Raw genomic sequence first — 23,190 nt, forward strand, 5'->3', positions numbered from 1 at the left:
TCTATTCCATATTTTTCTTTAAGGCCTCATAGTTTAACTGTATATTATATGCCTTATTCTGAAATTCAGTAGCCATGCTTTCTGCTACCGCTATCTTATTTTCCATCTCCTTAATCTTTAATTCTAAGGATTTTATTTTTCTGGCTGATTCTTCATCGGAAATAACCTGAGGCTTGCCTTCTACACTATTTTTAATGATTTCATCCTTTTGTTCAAGCTCATGTTCAAGTACAATTACTTTCTTACCCAAAGTCTCTACTTTTTTCTCTGCTTCTTCCAATTTAGCCAATACAGAGTCAAATTCCTTTTCAATATCAACTGACTTAGTAGAATAATTCACTTCTATTTCATCGATCCTATTTTTAAGATCTTCTATCTCTGCATTTGAATCGAATAACTTGTCTGCAATATTAACAGATGTAAGAATTGCAGCATTTATCTTGCTTAAAGAAGGAGCAGCCTTACTTATTTTTTTTAATTCATTATCTATAAATTTTCCTACTTTTACTATTTCAGCCTCATTCTTCTCGCCCATTATCTGATATTCTACGCCATCTATCTTTACACTTACTTTATTCATCTATTCCACCTCATTTTACAGTTATTCTTTATAATCAACCAAAACCATAGAAAAACTTTCACACTTCCAATATCTACAGTTTAAATAATCAACCTCAAAATACTTTTATAATTATCTTTTATTATATCAAATTAAATGAATAATATCAAATATTCTAATTTCTATTTATTGTTCTCTTAATTTTGCATTTAATTGTCTTTCCAATTCAAAAAGTATTTTGGAATGTCTGTCTGCAATATCTTTATCAGTCAGTGTTTTTTCCTGACTCCTATATGTAATTGAGTATGCTATAGACTTGTACCCCAATTCAATCTGATCCCCTTTATATACATCAAATAATTCACAACTTTCTACAAGACCACCAGAATTTTCTTTAATTATATCTTCAATCTGGCCTACTTGTATTTCATCTTTTGTTAGAAGTGCTATATCCCTTGTAATTGCAGGATATTTTGGAAGAGATTTGAATACTATATTATTGTCCGATTGTTCAAACACCTCATCAATATTTATTTCAGATATATATACTCTCTTGTTAATTCCATAATTTTCCAATACTTGAGGGTGAATCTCCCCTATAACTCCTACTAACTTTCCATCTGACTCTATATTTGCACATCTTCCCGGATGGAAGGATGTATTTTCTGTCTCAGACTTATAAATATGTCCTTTTAATCCACTTCTTTCAAAAATCTTTTCTACTATACCTTTTAATGTAAAAAAATCTACATCCTTTCCATACATACCTAGACAAAGCCTTGTTTCTTCTACTCCGGCCATATCTTCCGGCGTAAATACATGTCCACATTCAAATATTCCAGTTTCTTCGATATTTCTAGATACATTAGTATACAGCACATCCAACATATTTGGTATCATTGTAGATCTCATTATAGAAGTATCTTCCCCCAATGGGTTTATTAGTTTCACTACATCTCTTAGTTTCGAATCTTGTGGTACTCTTATCTTATCCAACCCCTTTGGACTTACAAATGAGTATGTTAATATTTCATATAGACCGCAAGATATAGCAGTATCCTTTATTTTGTCCAGATATTTTTGCTTTTCAGTTCTTACCCCTGCAGTGGTATTACCTTGCAATTGAACTGATGGTATATTTTCAAATCCATATATTCTAGCTATCTCTTCAAGTATATCGGCTTCCTGTGCTATGTCTAATCTAAAATAAGGTATTTCCAATAATAACTCATCTTCAGATTTTAAATGACAAACAAATTCTAAAGCCTCGAGTATCTTGCAAAATTCATCCATTGAAAGTTCTATTCCCATTCTGGCATTTATTCTTCTAGGGCTAACAGTAATTGTCTGCTTTTCAAATTTCACTGGATATTCATCTATTACTCCTTTTACCACTCTACCCGCTTTTAATTGTTCAACCAATTGTGCAGCTCTTTCAAGTGCTATTTCCGCGGTTTTTTCTGCTATTCCCTTCTCAAATCTTGATGAGGATTCAGTTCTAAGTCCAAGTATTTTTGATGTTTTTCTTATATTTTCAGCATTGAAAGTGGCTGATTCAAACATAATTTCAGTAGTGTCATCCTTTACTCCAGATTCTTCACCACCCATTATTCCAGCTAATCCGAGATTTTTTTCACCGTTTGTTATCATCAACATTTCAGATGTAAGTTTTCTTTCCTGTCCGTCAAGTGTAATAAAAGTTTCTCCTTCTGTAGCATTTTTTACCACTATTTTATCATTTCCTATCTCTCTCATATCAAAAGCATGCATTGGTTGCCCCATTTCGAGCATTACATAATTTGTAATATCTACAATATTATTTATAGGCCTTATACCAGCTTCAATTAATCGCCTTTGCATCCAGTAAGGTGATGGTTCTATTACTACATCAGTTACTCTTCTTGCCATATACCTTTTACAAAGTTCGTTATTTTCAATCCCAACATTTACGTCTATATTTTTATCGGATTCTTCTTTTACTTTTATATTCGGATACTTAACTTTATTACCAGTCGTAACAGCCGCTTCTCTTGCTATACCTATCATACATCTACAATCAGGCCTATTAGAAGTGAGCTCAAACTCAATAATAGCATCATTAAGTCCTAACACATCCTTTATACATTGACCCGGAATATATTTTTCTTCCATATCTAATATGTATATCCCATTTTTTTTGTATTCTTCTACGTATTTTTCATCTATTCCAAGCTCTTTACAAGAACACATCATACCATTTGAAGGAACTCCTCTAAGAACTCCATTTCTTATTTCTATTCCACCGGGCAATTTTGCTCCATCAAGAGCTACCGGCACATAGTCTCCCTCATTTACATTTTTTGCACCCGTCACTATCTGAACAGGTTCTTCCTTGCCAATATCCACTTGAGTTACCACAAGTTTATCTGCATCCGGATGTTTTTCTATTTTCAAAATTTTTGCGACTACTACATTTGATATATCCTCTCCCAGGTATTCCACTGTTTCAGTCTTTGTTCCGGTCATAGTCATCTTGTCACCGAAAATTTTCGCATCATCATTTATATCTACATATTCTCTCAACCATTTTAATGAAACTAACATTTTTTACCCTCCTTAGAATTGATCTAAAAACCTTACGTCATTCTCAAACATAAGCCTTATATCATCTATTCCATATTTCAACATTCCTAATCTTTCTACACCCATTCCGGCAGCAAATCCACTATATACATCAGGATCAATTCCACAGTTTCTCAATACATTTGGATGAACCATACCTGCACCAAGTATTTCTATCCATCCTTCTCCCTTACATACAGGGCAACCATCTCCACCACATTTAAAACAGGAAACATCTATTTCTGCACTTGGTTCAGTAAATGGAAAATTATGAGGTCTGAACTTAGTCTTGGTTTCCGGTCCAAATAGCTTCTGAACAAAAGTTTCCATAGTTCCCTTAAATTCTGTAAATGTAATATCTTTGCCAACTACCAATACTTCCACCTGATGAAACATAGGTGAATGAGTAGCATCCGGACTGTCACTTCTGAAACATCTTCCCGGTACTATGATCTTAAGTGGTAAATCATTATTTTTAACAGCCTCTTCCATTGTTCTAATCTGAACAGGAGATGTTTGGGTTCTAAGCAATATATCTTCCGTTATATAGAAGGTATCACTCATATCTCTTGAAGGATGATCTTTCGGCGCATTTAATGCATCAAAATTATTTCTAACTGTTTCTATTTCCGGCCCTTCAGCAATAGAAAATCCCATTCCCATAAATATTTCTGTCACCTCATCTATCATCTTACTGATAATATGTTTTTTTCCAACTTTATACGGTTTTCCAGGCATAGTTATATCTATTTTTTCCAACTGTAATTTCTTGTCCATAATCGATACCTTTATGGCTTCCTTTTTCTCATTTACAGAATTCGTAATTAATTCTCTTACCTCATTCCCTAGTTTACCAATTATAGGTCTTTCTTCCGATGAAAGTTTTCCCATTTCTTTTAAAATCTTAGTCAAATCTCCCTTTTTACCCAGAAATTCTACTCTCAGATTTTCCACTTCTTCCATTGTTTGAGCAGAAGCAATTCGTTCTTCTGCAATTTTTTTTAGGCTTTTTAATCTCTCTTGCATTATACTCATCCTTTCGTTTTTAGTAATAAAAAAAGACCTCACATCCATAGGGACGAAAGGTCTTGAAATCGCGGTACCACCCTAATAGCCTATGATAAATCTACCATAAACCACCTCAAAAGTTTAACGCACATTACGTCTTCACCTACTGTTATTTCAATGAAGCTGCTCCAGAGTGAACTTCTTCAAATAATATAAATAGTTTTTCACCTGCCAACTACTCTCTAAATTATATTTATTAGAATACTTTTCTCCTTCAACGCATTTTAATATTTTCACTAATTGATAGTATTGTATCAAAAAAATAATTAAATTTCAACAGTCTTACATTAAAAAATCCATCAATTATAGATATTTTTTAGTTCTCGAAACTCTTTTTACAGTCTTTTACTATTTTATCTTATTCATCAATAAAGCTGTCGAAATCGCAACATTTAGTGATTCCGCCTTTCCAAACATAGGTATCTTTACCAACAGATCTGAATTTTCTATCCAATACTCGTTAATACCATTTGCCTCATTTCCAACCACTATTGCTGTTTTTGAAGAATATTTCATATCCTCAAAATTATTTTTAGTTTCTAGATAACTCGAAATAATTTGAATATTATTGTTCCTTAAAATTTCCAATGCTTTTTCCTGCTCACAACAAGCTATATCCATATAAAACATAGATCCCATTGCAGATCTTACTACCTTAGGATTGTATAAATCTACGCACCCCTTTGTAAGCACTATTAGATTATAACCAAGAGCATCTGCTGTTCTAATTATCGTTCCTAAATTTCCGGGATCCTGTATTCTGTCTAGAACAACTATCCTTTTATGTTTCTCAGAATTAAAATCATCTATTCTTATTTCATTTTTTTCTATAATGGCAATAATACCTTGCGAATTCTCCGTTGTTGTAATTTGCTTAAATAGAACATCATCTAGTACAAATACCTTTGTATTTTTTTCAAGTCTTTCTATTATTTGACTATTTTTTGAAAACTGTCTATCAATAAATACATACTCAATCTTAGCACCGTATTCCAAAGCCAGCTCTATCGTTCTTAATCCCTCGGCTATATATTTTTTCTCTTTATTTCTATACTTGGATTTTAACAATAATCTTGCCAGTTTAAATCGCTCATTATCCCTACTTTTTATCGTCAACATATGCTTTCCTTTTATAAATATAAATAAACTTTTTCAATATTTTTCATTTGCTCTTTATATAACTTCTATCTCATGGTTATATTTCCAAATTTACGGCTATATTCCCAAAACCATCTTATATAACTATATAACTAAAACCTGCTTTCCTCTATCTTTAATAATGCAATTTCCTCTAAAATTTTATTTTTACCGGCTACTACTATTATATCACCCTCTTCAAATATTCTTTTTGGATTGGCCGGTACTTCAAACTCATCCTTTCCCTTCACTCCAACAACATTTATCGAATATTTACCTCTCACGCTTAAGTCTATAAGGTTTTTTCCAATCCATGATTTTGGAACCGTTACCTCGTATATCGAATGGTTTTTATCTAATTCCATGTAATCGACTATATTATTAAAAGATATTCCCTTTGCCAGTTTTACTCCCATATCATGTTCTGGAAAAACCACTCTGTCCGCACCAATTTTTCTCAGTACCTCAGCTTGAAGATTATCGGTTGCTTTGCTTATTACAAATGGTACACCAAATTCTTTTGCAAGAAGTGTTGCCATTATAGAAGCTCTAAGATTTGTTCCTATCGCAACTATTGCCACATCGAAATTCCCCAAACCTATGCTTCTCATGGATATCTCATCTGCCGCATCCACTATTGCAACATTATCAAGACTTTCCGATAAAGCCTGTATAACCTCTTCATTATTATCTATCACCATTACTTCTTGACCTAGTTCTGCTAATGACATCGCAAGCGATGTTCCAAACCTTCCAGCCCCTATTATTATATATTGTTTCATTATATCCTCCATAATACAACACTAAATTTTTAGCCAATTAACACCTTTTCCTCAGGATATTTTATCTTATTTGTCTTAACATCACCTATAAAGATTGTAAATACTGTTAATGAACCTACTCTCCCGGCAAACATCAATAAAGAGATAATAACTCTACCTACTGAATTCAAATTATATGAACCTGCCATGGAAAGACCAACAGTAGAATATGCAGAAGATACTTCAAATGCACTTTGCATCAATCCAAACTTTTCTCCCTGAGTGATTGTTATTAGGTATGTTCCTACTATGAATACAAATAGACCTATAGTAAAAACTCCTAATGCTTTTCTAAATATATTTATATCAAGCTTTTTTCTGAAAACTGATATTTCATCTTCATTTTTTATAAGTGCTCTCACAGCCATAAATATTACAGCCACAGTTGTTGTCTTTATACCACCACCGGTAGAAGCCGGAGAAGCACCTATAAACATAAGTACTATTAATATAAATAATGTATTTGATCTAAACAAGTTAAAATCTATCGTACCAAATCCTGCAGTTCTAGTTGTCATAGACTGAAAAAACGATACCATAAATTTATCCCAATTATTCATATTCGCCAAACTTTCTGTATTATTATATTCTCCCCAAAAAATTACCAATGTTCCCAATATCAACAATATTGCCGTTGTAATTATTACCAACTTGGAGTTAAGACTAATCTTCCTGAATTTTCTCGCGGTTATTACATTTATCATTACCGGATAACCTATACCTCCTAATATTACCAATGTTGATAGTGTAAATACGATTATCGGATTATTATAAAATGCTGCCATAGATGAAAATTCGCCATAATGTGATCCCATTAAATCAAATCCGGCATTGCAAAATGCAGAAATAGAATGAAATAGACTATATCCAATTCCATTAATAACTCCAAATCTAGGTATAAATACAGTAGACAATAAAATCGCACCAATCATTTCTATAGTAAAAGTCATCCATAGTACATTTTTTACCAATTTTACAGAACCTGAAATTTGATTTTGATTCATTGCTTCTTTTATCAAAACTCTTTCTCTCAAGTTTATTTTTCTTCCTAAAATCAATGCTATCCATGCTGTAATAGACATGAATCCCAGTCCACCAACCTGTATTAGGATGGCTATAATCGCCTTTCCTATTGTGCTCCAGTAAATACTTGTATCTACCACAACCAATCCCGTCACACAAACAGCCGAAGTAGCCGTAAACAAAGAATCCAGAAAATTTGTAACTTCCCCTGAATTAGACGAAAATGGCATCATCAATAATAAAGTGCCCATTAAAATCACTGAACTAAATCCTATTACCATTATTTGTCCTGGAGTAAACTTATATAATATTGACTTACGTATTTTTTTTCTACTATCCATCATCCCTCCAAAAAGGAACCCCTATGGGTTCCTTGATTAAAACTCATATTTTATTTTTTCTGATTCTTGAATTACTTCTCCATTTTTATCGAGAAGTTTAAGCGATATTTCTTTTTTCCCACTATAGAAACTATCATATAGCTTTATTTTTTCATCATTCTTATAATCTGAATCAACTTTTTTTCCATCAACGAATACCGCCGTTTGCCTATTTAAATTTTTTCCCGTAATATAAAACTCGCCATTTACGTTTTCTACATTTATCAGTTTCATATCTCCATTACCTATTTTCATATCAACAGGCTTAGGAATTTCATTTTCCTTTAGATAGTATTTTTTCCCAAATAAAATGTCATACTGAACTAATTCAAGTTTTTTCTGATACTCCTTATCATTTTTCAAATATTTGTGTACCATAGTCATAGGTGAACAACCTTGACCGGCAATATCCAATGCAAGAGTACTTAATTGATAACTCTGAAAATCTTTAGGTAAGGTAGTCTTCTCAACTCCAAAATTATTTATCAAAAGTACCAAAGAAGAAAATTTGTCTATCTTCATCCTGTTCTCTGTAATAACATTTAAAGCCGGTAAGTGATCACCATAAAATACCAGCACTGTAGGTTGTTTAATTTTATTTATTTCTTCTACCAGTTTTCCTACAAACTTATCCATCTCTTTGACTTGATTTGCATAATACTGTATCTGGTTTTGATCAGGTTTTGGCAAATCAGACTTTACAACTTCTATCGGATACTTAATATTGAGCTTTCCCATAGGATATCTACTATGCCCTTGTGCAGATACAGTAAATATAAAACTTGGTTTTTGATTATCAGAATCAATTTCTTGAGTAATATATCTTGTAAGTACTTCATCCTTAGGCCATCCCATCGGAGTATAATCCACATATGTCATTACTTCCAACGGTATAAATTTTTCAAATCCTATATTCTTTAAACCTTTATCTCTATTATAAAAACTCTTATAGAAATTATGTATTGCTACTGTTTTATATCCTCTTAATTCCATATAATATGGTATTCCTAAGGATGCTTTATCAGATAAAAAAGTATGGTACGGAATTTCTCCCTTACTTAAATAATCAAAATTACTACCACTTAATACTTCATACTCTGTCCTTGCAGTACCACCGCCGGTAACGGGAACATTCATATATCCGGAAGTATAGTTTTTCATCAATCTTCTCATGTTAGGCATCGGATCTTCATTAAAATTCACTCCGCTTAATTTAGTGGGATCCATAAAAGCTTCCAGTTGCACCATAATTATATTCGGCTTTACTCCATTTGCTACTTTATTAGAATCTTTTTTATACTTTTTATCAAGTTGATTTCTAATCGCAATGATATTTTCCTGACTATACCCATCCGGTTTATGTCTTATAGAAGATTTTGTTTCCTCAATAAACGAATATACAAATCCATTTGTTTTATATGAAAGTTCAACATTCCAAGATATCTTTTGCACTATCCTGGCAGATTTTAACTGTGGAATTAGAACCAAATAAATAGACAATAATGCTAATACAAATATGGGATTTCTAGTTCCTGTAAACCATATACTTTTCTTGTCTTTTATAAATATATATGTTGAAATGAGTATCAAAGACAATAACAGTATAATGAGCAATATTTCAAACCTGAAACTAATATAAATACTCGCAATACTTATCGCCTCTTTATAGCTCTGTATGTCATATGGCGATATGGGCATACCTCTCACAGTGACCAATACAGCACTTATAGCAGCTAGCAACAGCAAAATTAAGCTTATTATAAAATAACCAAATCTCTTTCTTTTAATAAATATTGTTACGGAAAATATCAATACAATCAAAAAATAATTCATAATGAAATTTACCGGTTTATCGACGATAAACTTAAAAGTTTCAACAAAACTTTTTCTAGAAATACTTTCAATTACAACTAAAATAAAGATTGAGAATATTAATAAAGTTATAAGCTCTAGATTTTCTCTTTCTTTTTTCCTTATCATTTTTCGAGTTTTTTTCTCCTGCTTTTTCTGGAAAGCCAGGTTGTGTCGAGATTTCCAAATATTTTGCATGCCTTTTTCTCTTGTATTTTTTTTTTGCATTTTATTATTTACTTGTCGATCTCTAAAATGTAATTTATCTGTTTTATTTCTTCTTTTATTATCCATTTTAAACTACTTGATACCATTATCTATTTGTAGCATTTGCTACACTATTTAATACATCGTTACTAATTCCACCTAGTGAAACTATCCTTTTCGCTCCACTTAATACCGATTTATTACTTGTTGCATTAACCAGTACAATAGGGCTAAGTTCTTTACTTGCTAAAGGACCTCCTGTCAATGCATCGACCAACTTATATCCGTCACTAAGATAAAATGAATTCGGTTTTACCTTATAAAATTCATTTATTACAGCATTATTTGTAGAGAATCTATTACTACCGCTTATTCTTTTAGCTCCCATATGGCTCACTAATCCAGGAGATATGGAACTACTTCCTCCTATTGCATATATATTCCTGGGCTGTTCGATTATAGAACTGGTAGCATTATCTAACTTATTTCCATTTGTAAGCAGTATCGGTTCTCCATCTCTTGCTGCTACAGCAGAAATACTCATCGCATCTGCTTCACCTTTATATCCATTAGCTACAAACACCTTTCCTATATTCCCTTTTATATTCAATATCTCTTTTGCTACATTATTACTTGTTTCAAATCTATTTTTTCCACCTATTCTTTTTACATTAAATCCACCCATTTGTGAGTTTTTCAGAGAATTTTCAATATTTTTACTGATAGAGCTTTCTGAACCTATAATATAAATATTTTTAGCAATCTCTATTCTTAACTGAGTTTCATTAGGAATTCTATCTCTATTTACCAGCAAAATAGGTGCTCTTAATACACCGGCAAGGCCACTGGCACTAAGACCATCTGCAAGTTGATTTTTATCTGCATTCACAAGTATTACTGTTTCATAATTACCCATTTCACCAGCTATCTTGCTCGCAGTTGCATATCTATCTTTTCCTTTTATCTGAATTATGTCATTTGCATTTAAAGCCTTAGAATACGATAATGTACCAGCAAAAATAAGTGATGTCATCATCAATGTAGTCACTTTTTTTCTTAACTTCATAACTTCCTCCTTACCTAAACATAAGCTATATTGGTATGGCTATGTTCAATTATATATTTGTATTTTTAATTCTTCCTTAAAAATAAAAACAGCCAAACTGGCTGTTTTTAAAAGAATACTATCTCTCGCACTCTTGATTAGCAACTGTACAAGAAGTCTTGCAAGCAGATTGACAAGATGTTTGACATTCGCCACATCCACCTTTTGCTGCACTTTCCTTTAAAGTGGCCTTTGAAAGAGTTTTTACATGCTTCTTTTCCATGATAATCCTCCCATAAAAATATATTTGTGTCAATTATAACATAGTTTCTTGTTTTTGTATACAGTCGTACACATTGACAATATAATCTGTTTTTTTAATATAAATATTTTTTGTAATCAAAATATCTTAAAAACTATTCTTCTATTTTTTCCTCTACTTCAACAATTTCTTCTGGACTGTCAGCTTTTTCTATAACCCTTCCAATAGCCCATTTTTCAAATGGTACCTTAGTTCTGTTTGGACCCAATTCAAGTATTACTTTTTCTTCTTCTATCTTAGATACTTTTGCAATTATTCCACCTATTGTAATAACTGTATCGCCTCTATTAATAGAATCCCTCATTTCCTTTAATTTCTGTTCTTTCTTTTTTTGTGGTCTTATCAATATAAAATAAAAAACGACAAATATTAATATCCATAGACCAGCGGTCATCATCATCTGTTTAGTTTGCATAAGTTACCTCCCCAAAAAATTGCTTAAACATATTCCATAAATACTATTATATACTATACTATATCTATTTTCCATAAAATTTAAAAATAACTCTTTTTAATACAAAAAATCTCTTTATATAATTAATCATATTCATTTGAAAACCAATCGCTAGTTACTCTCCATAATATTTTTTATAGAATTCATTTTTGAAGTCCAATAGCCTGTCTTGTTTAATCGCCTCTCTTACATTTTCCATTAATTTAAGCAAAAAATGCAAATTGTGTATCGTAAGTAATCTTGCACCTAATATTTCGTTTGTTTTTATTAAATGCCTAATGTATGCTTTTGTATAATTTCTACATGTATAGCAATCACATTCCAGATCAAGAGTAGTAAAATCTTCAGCATAATTCGCATTTCTTACTACTACTTTTCCCTGACTTGTCAAAGCTGTCCCATTTCTCGCAATTCTAGTAGGAAGAACACAGTCAAACATATCCACTCCTCTAAGTACACCTTCAAGTAAAACATCAGGAGTTCCGACTCCCATTAAATATCTAGGTTTATTCTCAGGCAATAAAGGAACTGTATAATCCAAAACTTCATACATCAACTCTTTAGGCTCTCCCACACTCAATCCGCCTATTGCATAGCCAGGCAGGTCTATAGCAGTTATTTCTTTAGCTGATTGCTCTCTAAGATCCCTATACATTCCACCTTGTACTATTCCAAATAGAGCCTGATTTTCGGAATTTGTATGAGCATCTTTGCATCTCTGAAGCCATCTCGTTGTCCTCTCCAATGATTTTTTTACATATTCTCTATCTGCAGGATATGGTGCACATTCGTCAAAAGCCATCATTATATCAGAACCCAAAGCCATCTGAATTTCCATTGCTTTTTCAGGTGTCAACATATGTTTTGAACCATCTATATGAGATCTAAATTCTACCCCTTCCTCAGTAATTTTTCTAAGCGGTCCTAAACTGAAAACTTGAAATCCACCACTATCTGTGAGAATAGGTTTATCCCATTTCATAAAGTTATGCAGACCTCCTGCTTTTTTAATCAACTCGTGTCCAGGTCTTAAATAGAGATGATATGTATTGCTAAGTATTATTTGTGCTCCAATTTCATTTAACTCTTCAGGTGTCATCGACTTGACGGTAGCTTGCGTACCCACCGGCATAAATATTGGAGTCTCAATAGTACCATGAGGAGTATGAAGTCTTCCCAACCTGGCACCTGTTTGTTTACAGGTTTTTATTAGTTCGTATCTTACTGCGTACATATATATTCCTTTCTATTTTAAATACATTGCATCCCCAAAACTGAAAAATCTATATCTATTTTTAACAGCCTCTTCGTAAGCATGTAAAATTTTTTCTTTATCAGATAAAGCACTTACCAACATTATCAACGTTGATTCCGGAAGATGAAAATTAGTTATTAAATTGTCCACTATTTTAAATTTATATCCGGGATATATGAATATATCTGTCCATCCTTTTTTTTCCACTAATTTTCCATTTTCATCAGATGCTGATTCTATAGTTCTACAACTGGTTGTACCCACACAAATTACTTTTTTACCGTTTTCCTTTGCATAGTTAATCTTATCAGCAGCTTCTTTAGTCACCGTATAATATTCCGAATGCATCTTATGATTTTCAATATCGTCTACTTTCACAGGTCTGAAAGTACCAAGACCTACATGTAAGGTTACAAAAGCAATTTCTATTCCCTTTTTCTTTATATCATTCAATAATTCATCCGTAAAGTGAAGTCCGGCTGTCGGTGCTGCAGCAGAACCATTATGTTTCGAATAGACGGTTTGATATCTATCCTTATCTTCCAACTTTTCCGTTATATATGGAGGAAGAGGCATATTACCTAACTCATCTAATATTTCTTCAAATATTCCATTATATTTAAATTTTACAATTCTAGAACCATCTTCCAAAATATCTTTTACTTCTGCCAACAACTTTTCTTGACCAAATGAAAATTGAGTACCTATTTTAGCTCTTTTTCCGGGTTTTACCAAGGTTTCCCAGGTATCATCTTCATTTCTTTTAAGCAATAAAAATTCTATTTTTCCTCCAGAATCGATTTTTTCACCAATCAATCTGGCAGGAATTACCCTGGTATCATTCAAGACCAGACAATCTCCTTTATCCAAATAATCTATTATATTTTTAAATATTTTATGTTCTATTTCTCCGCTTTTTTTATCTATTACCATCAGTTTTGAATTATCTCTATCGACAATAGGCACCTGAGCTATCAATTCTTCCGGTAAATAATAATTAAAGTCGCTAGTCTTCATTATCCCTTTCCTCTCTATATGCATAATATTCATCTGAGACTATAAGATTGTATCCAGATTATACTATACTATTTTTTCTCTATGTCATAAGGTATATTTAAATGTTTATATGCCCTTGGCATGGCTATTCTCCCTCTAGGCGCTCTGTTTATAAAACCTAGTTGAAGCAAATATGGCTCGTACACATCCTCTATAGTATTTCTATCTTCCCCTATGGAAGCAGCTAGTGTATCCAACCCAACCGGACCACCCTTAAATTTTTCTATTATAGTAGTCAACAATTTTTTATCTACAAAGTCAAGTCCCAAAGAATCCACACCAATTAGTTCAAGAGCTGCCTTAGCAACTTCGTCGGTTATTTCACCATCAGCCTTAACCTGGGCAAAATCTCTCACCCTTTTTAAAAGCCTATTTGCTATTCTCGGAGTCCCCCTGGACCTTCTGGCAATTTGTATAGCACCTTCATCCATTATTCCTGCCTCCAATATACTTGATGATCTTCTGACTATTTCCGCCAATTCATCTTCGTTATAATAGTCAAGTTTACATATAACCCCAAATCTGTCTCTTAATGGATTAGTAAGCATACCTGCCCTCGTAGTTGCTCCTATTAGGGTGAATTGGGGCAAATCAAGCCTAATACTTCTTGCTGATGGTCCTTTGCCAATTATTATATCCAAGCAATAATCTTCCATTGCAGGATATAATACTTCCTCAACACTCCGATTAATTCTGTGTATTTCGTCTATAAATAATACATCATTTTCTTGTAAATTAGTCAGTATTGCAGCCAAGTCTCCAGCTCTTTCTATTGCCGGACCGGATGTAATCCTCAGATTTACCCCCATTTCATTCGCTATAATACCGGCTAGTGTGGTTTTACCTAGTCCTGGTGGTCCATAAAGTAATACATGATCTAATGCTTCATTCCTATTTTTAGCTGCATCTATAAAAATTCTCAGCTGTTCTTTTGATTTTTCCTGTCCCAGATATTCATCTAAAGTCTTAGGTCTTAAACTATTTTCTATATCAAAATCCTCTTCCTTCATGGTAGAAGTAATTATACGTTCATCTTCCATTTTATCCTACCTCCTAAAACTTGAAATTAGTCTTCATTATATATTCCAATGCTTTCTTTACTACATCTTCAATGCACATTCCCGGTTGTCTGGTAAAAGAAACTGCTTCCTCCGCCTCAGCTTTAGTATATCCCAAAGCAATTAATGCTTCAATAGCTTCACCATCTGATTGATTACTAATAAATATTATCTCATCATCTTCTACTTTACTATCCGAACCAAATCCCAATTTACTTACCTTGTCTTTTAATTCCAGTACCATTCTTTCAGCCGTTTTCTTACCTACTCCGGGAGCTTTTGAAAGAGAAATTATATCCCCACTTACTATATATTGACTTAATTTTTGCGGAGATGCATAAGATAATATAGATAATCCGACTTTCGTTCCAATTTTAGATACTGAAGTCAACATATCAAACATTATCTGCTCCTCTTTTGTATAAAAACCACAAAGGCTTATATCATCCTCTCTAACAATCATCTTTGAATAAATCTTTACATTTTCACCCATTCCAATTTGAGTTATTGTATTTGCAGAAACATTCATTTTATAACCAATACCATTATTCTCAATCAATATATAATCTATCCCTATTTCCTCAATCTTTCCTTTAATATATCCTATCATTTTATTTGCACTCTCCATATCTTTTATTCCAAAATATATTTATAAATACTTAATTATATACATTTCCATTCTAATTATCTCAATACTATAAATATAATTAAATTATCACTTTATTTTATTCCATCATCTATAATCCGTATCTATCCAATTCCTTATCAAGCCTATTGGAATGAGCGTGACAAATAGAAACAGCCAATGCATCAGCAACATCATCCGGCTTCGGCACACTTTTTAAATTCAAAAATGATGTGACCATTCTCTGAACCTGATACTTATCTGCTCTACCATATCCACATACTCCCTGCTTAATTTGTAAAGGTGTATATTCAAATACCGGTTTATAATGATGTTTGCACGACAATAATATGACACCTCTTGCCTGTGCCACCGTTATAGCGGTTTTCACATTCTTGTTAAAGAAAAGTTCTTCTACTCCGACTTCATCTATATCATACATATGAAAAAGCTGATTCATACCTTTATAAATCAACTCCAACCTTTCAACCGTATCCATACCAGCCGGCGTGGTAATAGCTCCATAATCTATTGTTCTAAATTTATTATTTTTATATTCCACTACCCCATAACCAACTATAGCTAGTCCGGGATCTATACCTAATATTATCATATTCTAATATTTCACCTTAATCCTAAATTATATAAATTAAACTTAATAAAAAATATACAAAACTTCTTTTAAAAATTATATTAAAACCACAGAACTAAAATAACAGTTACATTATCTTAGATGATATTTTATAAAATATAATATTTTTTCTAAAATACACTTAATTTAAAGACAACATAATATAGTTTTATTAAAAATATTACTTTAATTGATATTTTTTTTGAATAATTAATTAGCTTTTTTGAAAAATATATATCATTTCTGACAAAAATTAACTATTTTTAATTTTTTCTTATTTTTTTTAATATAAGTAATATTGTTTTTTATTTTATTATAATCTCTATCTATTTTATCATAAAAAACCTCATATCACAAATTTTAATTAATTGTAAAAAAATAAGAAATACTTACTTTTTATAAAAAATCACTACAATTTTACAACCCTAAATGTTATACTATTTTTACAAGAAATGATTATGTTTTGTATAAGAATACGGGGAGGTGTATAATATGAATATCGATCAAATCGGTGCGCGTCTAACTAACTATAGAAAAAATAGCAATATGACTATAAAAGATTTTTCTCAACTATCCGGGGTTAGTACAGCATTATTAAGCCAACTAGAAAGAGGAATGGGAAATCCTAGTCTTAGCGTTTTATGCGCTATAGCAAAAACTATGAACATTTCCGTATCATCACTTTTTGAAGAAACCATTATTTTGAATAATCTAGTAAAAAGAGCGGATGAACAGCCTAATATTATGGACACTACTAAGGAAAACATTGAATTCCAATTATTAACTACAAAATCTGCAAATTTGAGTGATGATTTATTTAGAATTACTATACACTCACACTCGGAAACAGAGTTTTGTCCTTTTGGAGCAAACGAACTTGAAGAGATAATGCTAGTAGAGAAAGGACCTGTAACTATTGTCAGTGATAATGGTGATAGTATAATACTAAAAAAAGGCGATACTATGAGGTTAGTATCTAAACTTAGATATAAGATAAAAAACAATTCATCCCATGAAGTTACTTTTTTATTTATAGCCAGCAATTCAAATGAAGTTTTATAAATAAAAATTAATAATAAAAAATGACTATATTCAACAGTATAATGTTCAAATAAAAGATAATATAAATACTTTTATTTTTCATATTCTGTCTATAGTCATTTTTTATTAATTAAAATTACATTTTATTTTAAGTAATTTCATTTTATTTCTATAAGTATCAACCCTATTTAAATTTTTTTACATAATACTTATATTTTAAATACATCTAATCTAAAACTATTATATCTATATTCCTTCTACCAAATTTGTACATTTGAGATGTAGATGTCATAAATATATCTATCTTGGTTCCTTTTATTATACCCCCAGTATCATTAGCTATAAAAACTTTATCAAAGTAAGGTATATATACTCTGGAACCTAAAGGAATAACTCTTGGATCCACGGCTATAGTTCCCCATCTAGGTCTCTGTCCGGAAGCAGTTATTGTATGTCCGGCATATGCACTTGCATTAGACAAATATTTTTTACCAGTCCCCAACTTATTTCCCTTTCCATCATAATATATTTTTTTCCCAGGAACAGATGTATTTTTTGAGTTGGTATCTGTCACATTAACATTTCCAACATTCTTTTTTATAGGCATCGTTTTTACATATACACCATCCTCATCAAATATATGCTTTCTCCCACCAATATCCTGTGTTCCTGTTACCATCTGACCTTTTCTATTGAAATAGTACCATAGACCATTGAGTCTATTCCAGCCATATAATTTTTTGCCGCTCGCATTAATATATATGTACTTATTACCTTCTTTTCTCCATCCGAAATTTGTTGAAATTGTACTATTAGCTGCCGCCTCTGCATTTGAGTATATAGCTACAGAAGACATCAAAGATATTGAAATTGCAGCTACTAGCAGAATTGAATGTAGTTTTTTCATACTTTTTCTCCTTTTTTTCGTTCATAATATATAAGTGAACTTATATTTTTTATTCTATAGGTTTTATTTAAAATATTACCACTAATTGATATAACAAACTTTATTACGATTTGTTACCTATTTTCTTTTTTTAAAAATAAAACCCAATGTAAAAATTACATTTTGTAACTTTACTAGTATATTGTAATACAAAAATGACAAAAAAGCAAATTTTTTTGACTATTTTTTATAAAATTTTCCATAAAGCTTGTAATTTCTATATTTATAAATTAAAACTATTGTTACTTTTTGTAACTTTTATAAATATCCGTCTAATTTTTTATGAATTTTCAAAATTTTTTTAAATTTTCAAAAAATATTTGTTACTTCATTGACATTATCGGGTAATAAGTATAATATAAAATATAAGAATAATCTTTAAGGAGGTATCATTATGGGTTTGACTAATGCAATAAAAAGAAAAAGAAGAGAAATTGAAAAAGCTAAAAAAAGAAAAAAAGCTCTCCAATATGCGAAAATAGCTGCTACAAGTGCAGCAGTTGGAGCTGTTGGCGGAGTATTACTTGCACCTAAAGCCGGAAAGGAAACTATTGAAGATATTGTTGCTACAGCATCAAATGCCAGTCAATCTATATCTGATAAATCTAAAGAACTTGTGGATAAAACAAACAATTCCATCAAGGATACTAAAGATAAAATAGCCGAATCCAAATCTAAAATAAAGGAATATCTAAATAATAAAAAAGATGATATAGAAATCACTTTATCTGAAACAAATGAAGAATTTGAAGACAAAATTGAAGATGTTGCTGAAGATTTAGAAAATAACGGAAAAAAATTGGCAAAAGATGGAAAAAAACTAGTTGACGATGTAGTTGATGATGTAAAAAAATAATCTTATCGGGAGTAAAAAATGACTATAACAATTGATATTCAAACAATTTTATTTATCTTAGCAATATTGGGATGTGTGGTTTTAATATTTTTAATAATATTTTTAAAAAAATTATCCAACCTTATATCGAGAATAGATGATTTAATTAATCAAAATAGTACAAATGTAGGATTGACAATAGCAAAGCTACCTTCTCTTATTTCCGGCGTGGACTCTGTAGTTGATAATGCAAAAGATGTAAGTGATGTAGCTGTTGATTTCGCGTCTGATGCACTTGTGGCAAAAGAAAAGATAAAATCAGGAATTTCAACTTCTGTAAATATTGCAGGTATAGTAAAAGATGTTTTTAAAAAGTAAATAAACGGGGGCTGACTAATAGGTCAAAATTTATCTCTTAATTAATATATGAAACCATTTAAAAATGGATATTTATTTATAATTAAAAGAAATGCGACTTTTGAATCAGTCCCTATTTTCATCTATTTATTTTTACTATATCACTATAATTTCTAAACTGTCTTTTTCAAATTTGACTCTAAAACTCCAAAAACACACCTTCTCATTTTTGAAATACCCTCATCTATTTCCAATTCACCTTTATATATTCTTCTCAATATTGCCTCATATGAAAATGAAGATATATCATTTACATATTCTACTAATTCTTCATCTATATAACCTCTTTTTGATAATTCTTTTAAAAGAATTATATTCCTTTCCTCTATGGAACTATTATTTAACATAGAATCTATAACGCTTCCATAATTTTTATTTTCAAAAGGAAATATTGCGTAATAATCGACAATATAATCCGACAAACTTCTATCCAAATTGTTAAAAAAAATAGTGTAGTATGCACTTATATTTTCCATTGTATGTTTTATAAAACATTCCCAAATCCCGTAATAATCACTTAAAACATTATCCTTTTGTGGACTTATATAATTTCCAATATCCTCTATATAACTGTCCAACACCTGTAGACAGACAAAAACCTTTAAATGCTCTAAGTTCTCAAAATAATTATATATCGTAGCACTATTAAAACCTGCTAAATCTCCTACTTTTCTGATGGTTATATTATCTATTCCCTCTTCTTCCATTATTTTCTTGGCAGAATTTATCAAATTTTTAATAGTCATTAATTTATAAGAATTAAGTTCTATCACTATATATCCTCCTCATATTCAAATCTGTTACCAATATTATACACTCAAAGAAATTTTTTTAAAAGTTTTTTATTTTTGATATAAAAAAGAATTGACCCAAAAGTCATATCTTTTATAATTTATAAATAATAAAATCTCTAATTTAAAGAATTTCATTTTTATAAAAATTAAAAATTTCAACTTATGGGTCAATTCTTTTATTATTTTTTATAGAAGAAACTATTTTTTGAAAACTTTCTTTTTATTCTTTAATTTTTAGCTCATTTCTAAGGGCTTTAACAATACTCATACATATAGCCAGCATTATAAATATAAACGGAAAAGCCGCTGCTATAGATGCCGTTTGAAGTGCTTTTAAACCACCTGATACCATAAGTGCATATGCTATCACAGCCTGTAATATACCCCATACCAACATTTTTTTCTTAGATGGATTTAAATCTCCATTTTGAGAAAACATACTAAGTACAAATGTAGCAGAATTTGCTGAAGTTATAAAAAATGTACACAATAATACTATCGTTATCATAGAAAGTACAATCCCTAGTGGATATTTTGCAAACACCTCAAATAGTGCTATCTCAGGATGTCCTGCCATTTCTGTCATTTTTTCAATTCCAAGCTGTTCTCTCAGGTTTAATCCCATACTTCCGAATATAGAAAACCAAATTAATGAAGCCATAGCAGGTGCCAAAGTTACACCGAATATAAACTCTCTTACAGTTCTACCTTTTGATATTCTGGCTATAAATGTTCCTACAAACGGAGCCCAAGCTATCCACCAAGCCCAGTAGAATATTCTCCACCCCTGAATCCACGTATTATCGCCAAATGGATTAATATTCAAACTTTCTTTAAAAAACTGATTGATATAATCCCCGGCTGCACCTACGAAAGAGTTTGCCATCATTACTTTTGGACCTACTATTACTGCAATCAGCATACTGGAAAATGCTAAAATTAAATTTAGATTTGAAATCATATTTATACCTTTATCTATGCCCGAAACTGCAGTCCATGTATAAATAACCGTTATTATAATTATTATAATTAACCAAGTTGTAACATTGCTAGGTATTTTAAATAAATAACTCAATCCTGAATTAATTTGCATTGTCCCCATACCTAATGATGTGGCAACACCGGCAATAGTAGCAATTACAGCAAAAGTATCTATAACCTTACCGAACCCGGAGTTCACTTTTTCTTCTCCTATTATCGGTATAAATAAACTACTTATCAAGCCGGGTTTATTCTTTCTAAATTGTATATATGCAAGTCCAAGACCTATTATTGAATATCCTGCCCACGGGTGAATTCCCCAATGAACAAAAGATGCCCTCATTGCAAATCTTGCCGCTTCCTCAGTTGCAGGTGCAACACCGGCTATGGGAGCCACATAATGAGAAATGGGTTCTGCTATACCATAGAATACTAGCCCAATACCCATACCTGCACCAAACAACATACCAAACCAGGATAATGTTTTAAATTCCGGCTTTGAATCATCCGGTCCCAGTCTAATATTACCAAATTTACTAAACGCTATAACTAATGCAAAAATAACAAATATTAACATGGCTAATAAATACAACCAGCCCGTATTAACAGTTACCCAACTCATAAGAGAATTGGCTAATTTCCCAAAACTTTCACTACCGAAAATCCCCCATACTGCAATTATCACAGATATGATTACCGATACAAAATATACTGTATTATTATTTCTTTTTTCCATAATAATCCCCCTTTTCCGTTTTACGGGATACTATACGCTAAACACTTTAGGTTCTTTAATATCTTCAGTCAGAGCTTCAACAGCCTTCTTTGTTCTGGTATATCTTAGGTTCCACTGAACTTCCTTTGGAGTAGCAGGGTCGCCTAGAGGATATGGTATAGAAATTGTAGGTACTATTTTATTAATTCCCAGTGAAGTCGAAACGGGTACTAAATTACACATCTGAACAATTGGTAATCCAGCTCTTTCGATAACTTTTACCATCGCTGCACCGCAACGAGTACAAGTACCTCACGTAGAAGTCATAATAACGCCGTTAACTCCATCTTCAACCAGATATTTTAGTATTTCAGATGACATTCTTTCCGCTTCTGCCTGAGTAGTCCCGGTACCAACTGTTGAATAAAAATACGGATGTAATTTGGCAAATACACCTTCCTCTTCTAATTTTCTCAAAGCATCAAGTGGCACTATAACATTAGGATCTGCATTCGCTGCTGCCGGATCAAACCCCGCATGAATTGTTTTAAACTCTCCCGATTTAAGAACTTGCATATCATTTATATCATATCTTCCCCATCTTGTAGCCGATGCTGACTGTATTCTATCCGGATTGTCAACCGGTACTATACCACCCGTTGTAAGTATGGCTATCTTGGCTTTTGATAAATCTTTTATAGGAGCAGCGATAGGTACGATATCTTTCTTTGGTACCGGTAATTCAGTTATATATTCTTCTCCATTTAATTTCTTTAGAAGCATATCCACACCTCTTCTGGCTGCAGGTTTTGCATCTTTTGGCCAGTATTGATGTCTAATCCCTCTTCCATAATAACCTTCTTCATCAGCCGGTAGCAATTCTTCTCCCGCTAATACCTTATTAGCATAATTAGCTATGGATTTAATATCACCTCTCATACTCGCAGCCGATTTTCCACCCTTGAATATAATTACTTCTCCTCTATACATTTCCACACCGGGATTTTCTTCATGCATTGAAGAATATACAGGAATGTTGAACTTTTCTTTAACAGCTTTGCAAATTCTACCGGCTGCAAAACCATATCTTCCGGCCTGAAAAGTCGGACCCGCAACAAACATATCGAATTTTTTATCTTCCAACATCTTTAGAATTCTTTCTATAGCTTCATCTTCATGTGTAGCCATAAAATTATCTCCACAAATTATTGTGTGAGTAACATCTGCATTTAATGCCTTCTCTAGCGCAAGACCCGGTCCTATAACGCCTTCTCTAATTTCCGGTTCAAAATCAGCAAGCTCTTCTCCACCAACTCCTGCAAAAAACTGATTTATATAATGAATACACTTTGTCATAGTTATTTCCTC

At 31.7% G+C, this 23,190-nt stretch carries 22 protein-coding genes and 1 other annotated feature; of the genes, 3 read left to right on the plus strand and 19 right to left on the minus strand.

The features are described from left to right. Nucleotide 1: 1 nt before the first annotated feature. The 15 genes from HLB29_RS04830 to ruvC form a co-directional block, all read right to left on the minus strand. Nucleotides 2-580, minus strand: a complete 579-nt coding sequence (locus HLB29_RS04830; RefSeq protein WP_185624018.1) for a cell division protein ZapA — start codon at nucleotides 578-580, stop codon at nucleotides 2-4. Between the two features lie 165 nt (nucleotides 581-745). Continuing rightward, the gene (gene pheT, locus HLB29_RS04835; protein WP_185624019.1) at nucleotides 746-3,142 is read right to left on the minus strand and encodes a phenylalanine--tRNA ligase subunit beta; all 2,397 of its coding nucleotides are present in this window, start codon (nucleotides 3,140-3,142) and stop codon (nucleotides 746-748) included. Between the two features lie 12 nt (nucleotides 3,143-3,154). After that, entirely contained in the window at nucleotides 3,155-4,186 is a 1,032-nt protein-coding gene (gene pheS / locus HLB29_RS04840; RefSeq protein WP_185624020.1) for a phenylalanine--tRNA ligase subunit alpha, read from the minus strand. A 45-nt stretch (nucleotides 4,187-4,231) separates the two neighbouring features. Further along, nucleotides 4,232-4,455 (minus strand) — a binding site (T-box leader). Between the two features lie 121 nt (nucleotides 4,456-4,576). After that, complete coding sequence (locus HLB29_RS04845) at nucleotides 4,577-5,347, minus strand: TrmH family RNA methyltransferase (RefSeq protein ID WP_185624021.1); 771 nt, start codon at nucleotides 5,345-5,347, stop codon at nucleotides 4,577-4,579. Nucleotides 5,348-5,478: 131 nt separating this feature from the next. Beyond that, the gene (locus HLB29_RS04850; RefSeq protein WP_185624022.1) at nucleotides 5,479-6,147 is read right to left on the minus strand and encodes a potassium channel family protein; all 669 of its coding nucleotides are present in this window, start codon (nucleotides 6,145-6,147) and stop codon (nucleotides 5,479-5,481) included. Nucleotides 6,148-6,176: 29 nt separating this feature from the next. Continuing rightward, nucleotides 6,177-7,550 carry a TrkH family potassium uptake protein gene (locus HLB29_RS04855; protein WP_185624023.1) on the minus strand — a complete coding sequence of 458 codons (1,374 nt, stop codon included), beginning with the start codon at nucleotides 7,548-7,550 and terminating at the stop codon, nucleotides 6,177-6,179. 36 nt (nucleotides 7,551-7,586) lie between these two features. Then, on the minus strand, nucleotides 7,587-9,734 hold the full coding sequence (locus HLB29_RS04860) for an LTA synthase family protein (RefSeq protein ID WP_243155085.1): 2,148 nt from the start codon (nucleotides 9,732-9,734) through the stop codon (nucleotides 7,587-7,589). A 19-nt stretch (nucleotides 9,735-9,753) separates the two neighbouring features. After that, on the minus strand, nucleotides 9,754-10,713 hold the full coding sequence (locus HLB29_RS04865; protein WP_185624024.1) for a cell wall-binding repeat-containing protein: 960 nt from the start codon (nucleotides 10,711-10,713) through the stop codon (nucleotides 9,754-9,756). A 118-nt stretch (nucleotides 10,714-10,831) separates the two neighbouring features. After that, nucleotides 10,832-10,975, minus strand: a complete 144-nt coding sequence (gene scfA / locus HLB29_RS04870) for a six-cysteine ranthipeptide SCIFF (protein ID WP_007789995.1) — start codon at nucleotides 10,973-10,975, stop codon at nucleotides 10,832-10,834. A gap of 133 nt (nucleotides 10,976-11,108) precedes the next feature. Next, nucleotides 11,109-11,429, minus strand: a complete 321-nt coding sequence (yajC, locus tag HLB29_RS04875; RefSeq protein ID WP_185624025.1) for a preprotein translocase subunit YajC — start codon at nucleotides 11,427-11,429, stop codon at nucleotides 11,109-11,111. A gap of 154 nt (nucleotides 11,430-11,583) precedes the next feature. After that, the gene (gene tgt / locus HLB29_RS04880; protein ID WP_185624026.1) at nucleotides 11,584-12,702 is read right to left on the minus strand and encodes a tRNA guanosine(34) transglycosylase Tgt; all 1,119 of its coding nucleotides are present in this window, start codon (nucleotides 12,700-12,702) and stop codon (nucleotides 11,584-11,586) included. Nucleotides 12,703-12,714: 12 nt separating this feature from the next. Next, a complete protein-coding gene (gene queA / locus HLB29_RS04885; protein ID WP_185624027.1) occupies nucleotides 12,715-13,740 on the minus strand; it encodes a tRNA preQ1(34) S-adenosylmethionine ribosyltransferase-isomerase QueA in 1,026 nt (341 codons plus the stop codon). Between the two features lie 68 nt (nucleotides 13,741-13,808). Beyond that, nucleotides 13,809-14,819 (minus strand): Holliday junction branch migration DNA helicase RuvB, encoded by a 1,011-nt coding sequence (ruvB, locus tag HLB29_RS04890; RefSeq protein WP_185624028.1) that lies wholly within the window; start codon nucleotides 14,817-14,819, stop codon nucleotides 13,809-13,811. 13 nt (nucleotides 14,820-14,832) lie between these two features. Next, the gene (gene ruvA, locus HLB29_RS04895; protein WP_185624029.1) at nucleotides 14,833-15,447 is read right to left on the minus strand and encodes a Holliday junction branch migration protein RuvA; all 615 of its coding nucleotides are present in this window, start codon (nucleotides 15,445-15,447) and stop codon (nucleotides 14,833-14,835) included. A 127-nt stretch (nucleotides 15,448-15,574) separates the two neighbouring features. Then, on the minus strand, nucleotides 15,575-16,075 hold the full coding sequence (gene ruvC / locus HLB29_RS04900; protein WP_185624030.1) for a crossover junction endodeoxyribonuclease RuvC: 501 nt from the start codon (nucleotides 16,073-16,075) through the stop codon (nucleotides 15,575-15,577). A 510-nt stretch (nucleotides 16,076-16,585) separates the two neighbouring features. Between ruvC and HLB29_RS04905 the strand changes: the two genes are divergently transcribed. Beyond that, entirely contained in the window at nucleotides 16,586-17,155 is a 570-nt protein-coding gene (locus HLB29_RS04905; RefSeq protein ID WP_185624031.1) for an XRE family transcriptional regulator, read from the plus strand. A 205-nt stretch (nucleotides 17,156-17,360) separates the two neighbouring features. Here HLB29_RS04905 and HLB29_RS04910 read toward each other — a convergent pair whose 3' ends face one another. Beyond that, nucleotides 17,361-18,041 carry a 3D domain-containing protein gene (locus tag HLB29_RS04910; RefSeq protein ID WP_185624032.1) on the minus strand — a complete coding sequence of 227 codons (681 nt, stop codon included), beginning with the start codon at nucleotides 18,039-18,041 and terminating at the stop codon, nucleotides 17,361-17,363. Between the two features lie 433 nt (nucleotides 18,042-18,474). Between HLB29_RS04910 and HLB29_RS04915 the strand changes: the two genes are divergently transcribed. Together HLB29_RS04915 and HLB29_RS04920 are read left to right on the plus strand one after the other, a co-directional pair. Next, entirely contained in the window at nucleotides 18,475-18,936 is a 462-nt protein-coding gene (locus HLB29_RS04915) for a YtxH domain-containing protein (RefSeq protein WP_185624033.1), read from the plus strand. An 18-nt stretch (nucleotides 18,937-18,954) separates the two neighbouring features. Beyond that, the gene (locus tag HLB29_RS04920; RefSeq protein ID WP_185624034.1) at nucleotides 18,955-19,293 is read left to right on the plus strand and encodes a hypothetical protein; all 339 of its coding nucleotides are present in this window, start codon (nucleotides 18,955-18,957) and stop codon (nucleotides 19,291-19,293) included. Nucleotides 19,294-19,445: 152 nt separating this feature from the next. Here HLB29_RS04920 and HLB29_RS04925 read toward each other — a convergent pair whose 3' ends face one another. The 3 genes from HLB29_RS04925 to HLB29_RS04935 form a co-directional block, all read right to left on the minus strand. Then, nucleotides 19,446-20,105 (minus strand): TetR/AcrR family transcriptional regulator, encoded by a 660-nt coding sequence (locus HLB29_RS04925; RefSeq protein WP_330604407.1) that lies wholly within the window; start codon nucleotides 20,103-20,105, stop codon nucleotides 19,446-19,448. 241 nt (nucleotides 20,106-20,346) lie between these two features. Further along, nucleotides 20,347-21,843 carry a BCCT family transporter gene (locus tag HLB29_RS04930; RefSeq protein WP_185624035.1) on the minus strand — a complete coding sequence of 499 codons (1,497 nt, stop codon included), beginning with the start codon at nucleotides 21,841-21,843 and terminating at the stop codon, nucleotides 20,347-20,349. Between the two features lie 30 nt (nucleotides 21,844-21,873). Further along, the gene (locus HLB29_RS04935; protein ID WP_185624036.1) at nucleotides 21,874-23,178 is read right to left on the minus strand and encodes a glycine/betaine/sarcosine/D-proline family reductase selenoprotein B; all 1,305 of its coding nucleotides are present in this window, start codon (nucleotides 23,176-23,178) and stop codon (nucleotides 21,874-21,876) included. Nucleotides 23,179-23,190: the final 12 nt, after the last annotated feature.

It is taken from the genome of Peptostreptococcus canis (assembly GCF_014229965.1).
GTDB lineage: Bacteria > Bacillota > Clostridia > Peptostreptococcales > Peptostreptococcaceae > Peptostreptococcus > Peptostreptococcus canis.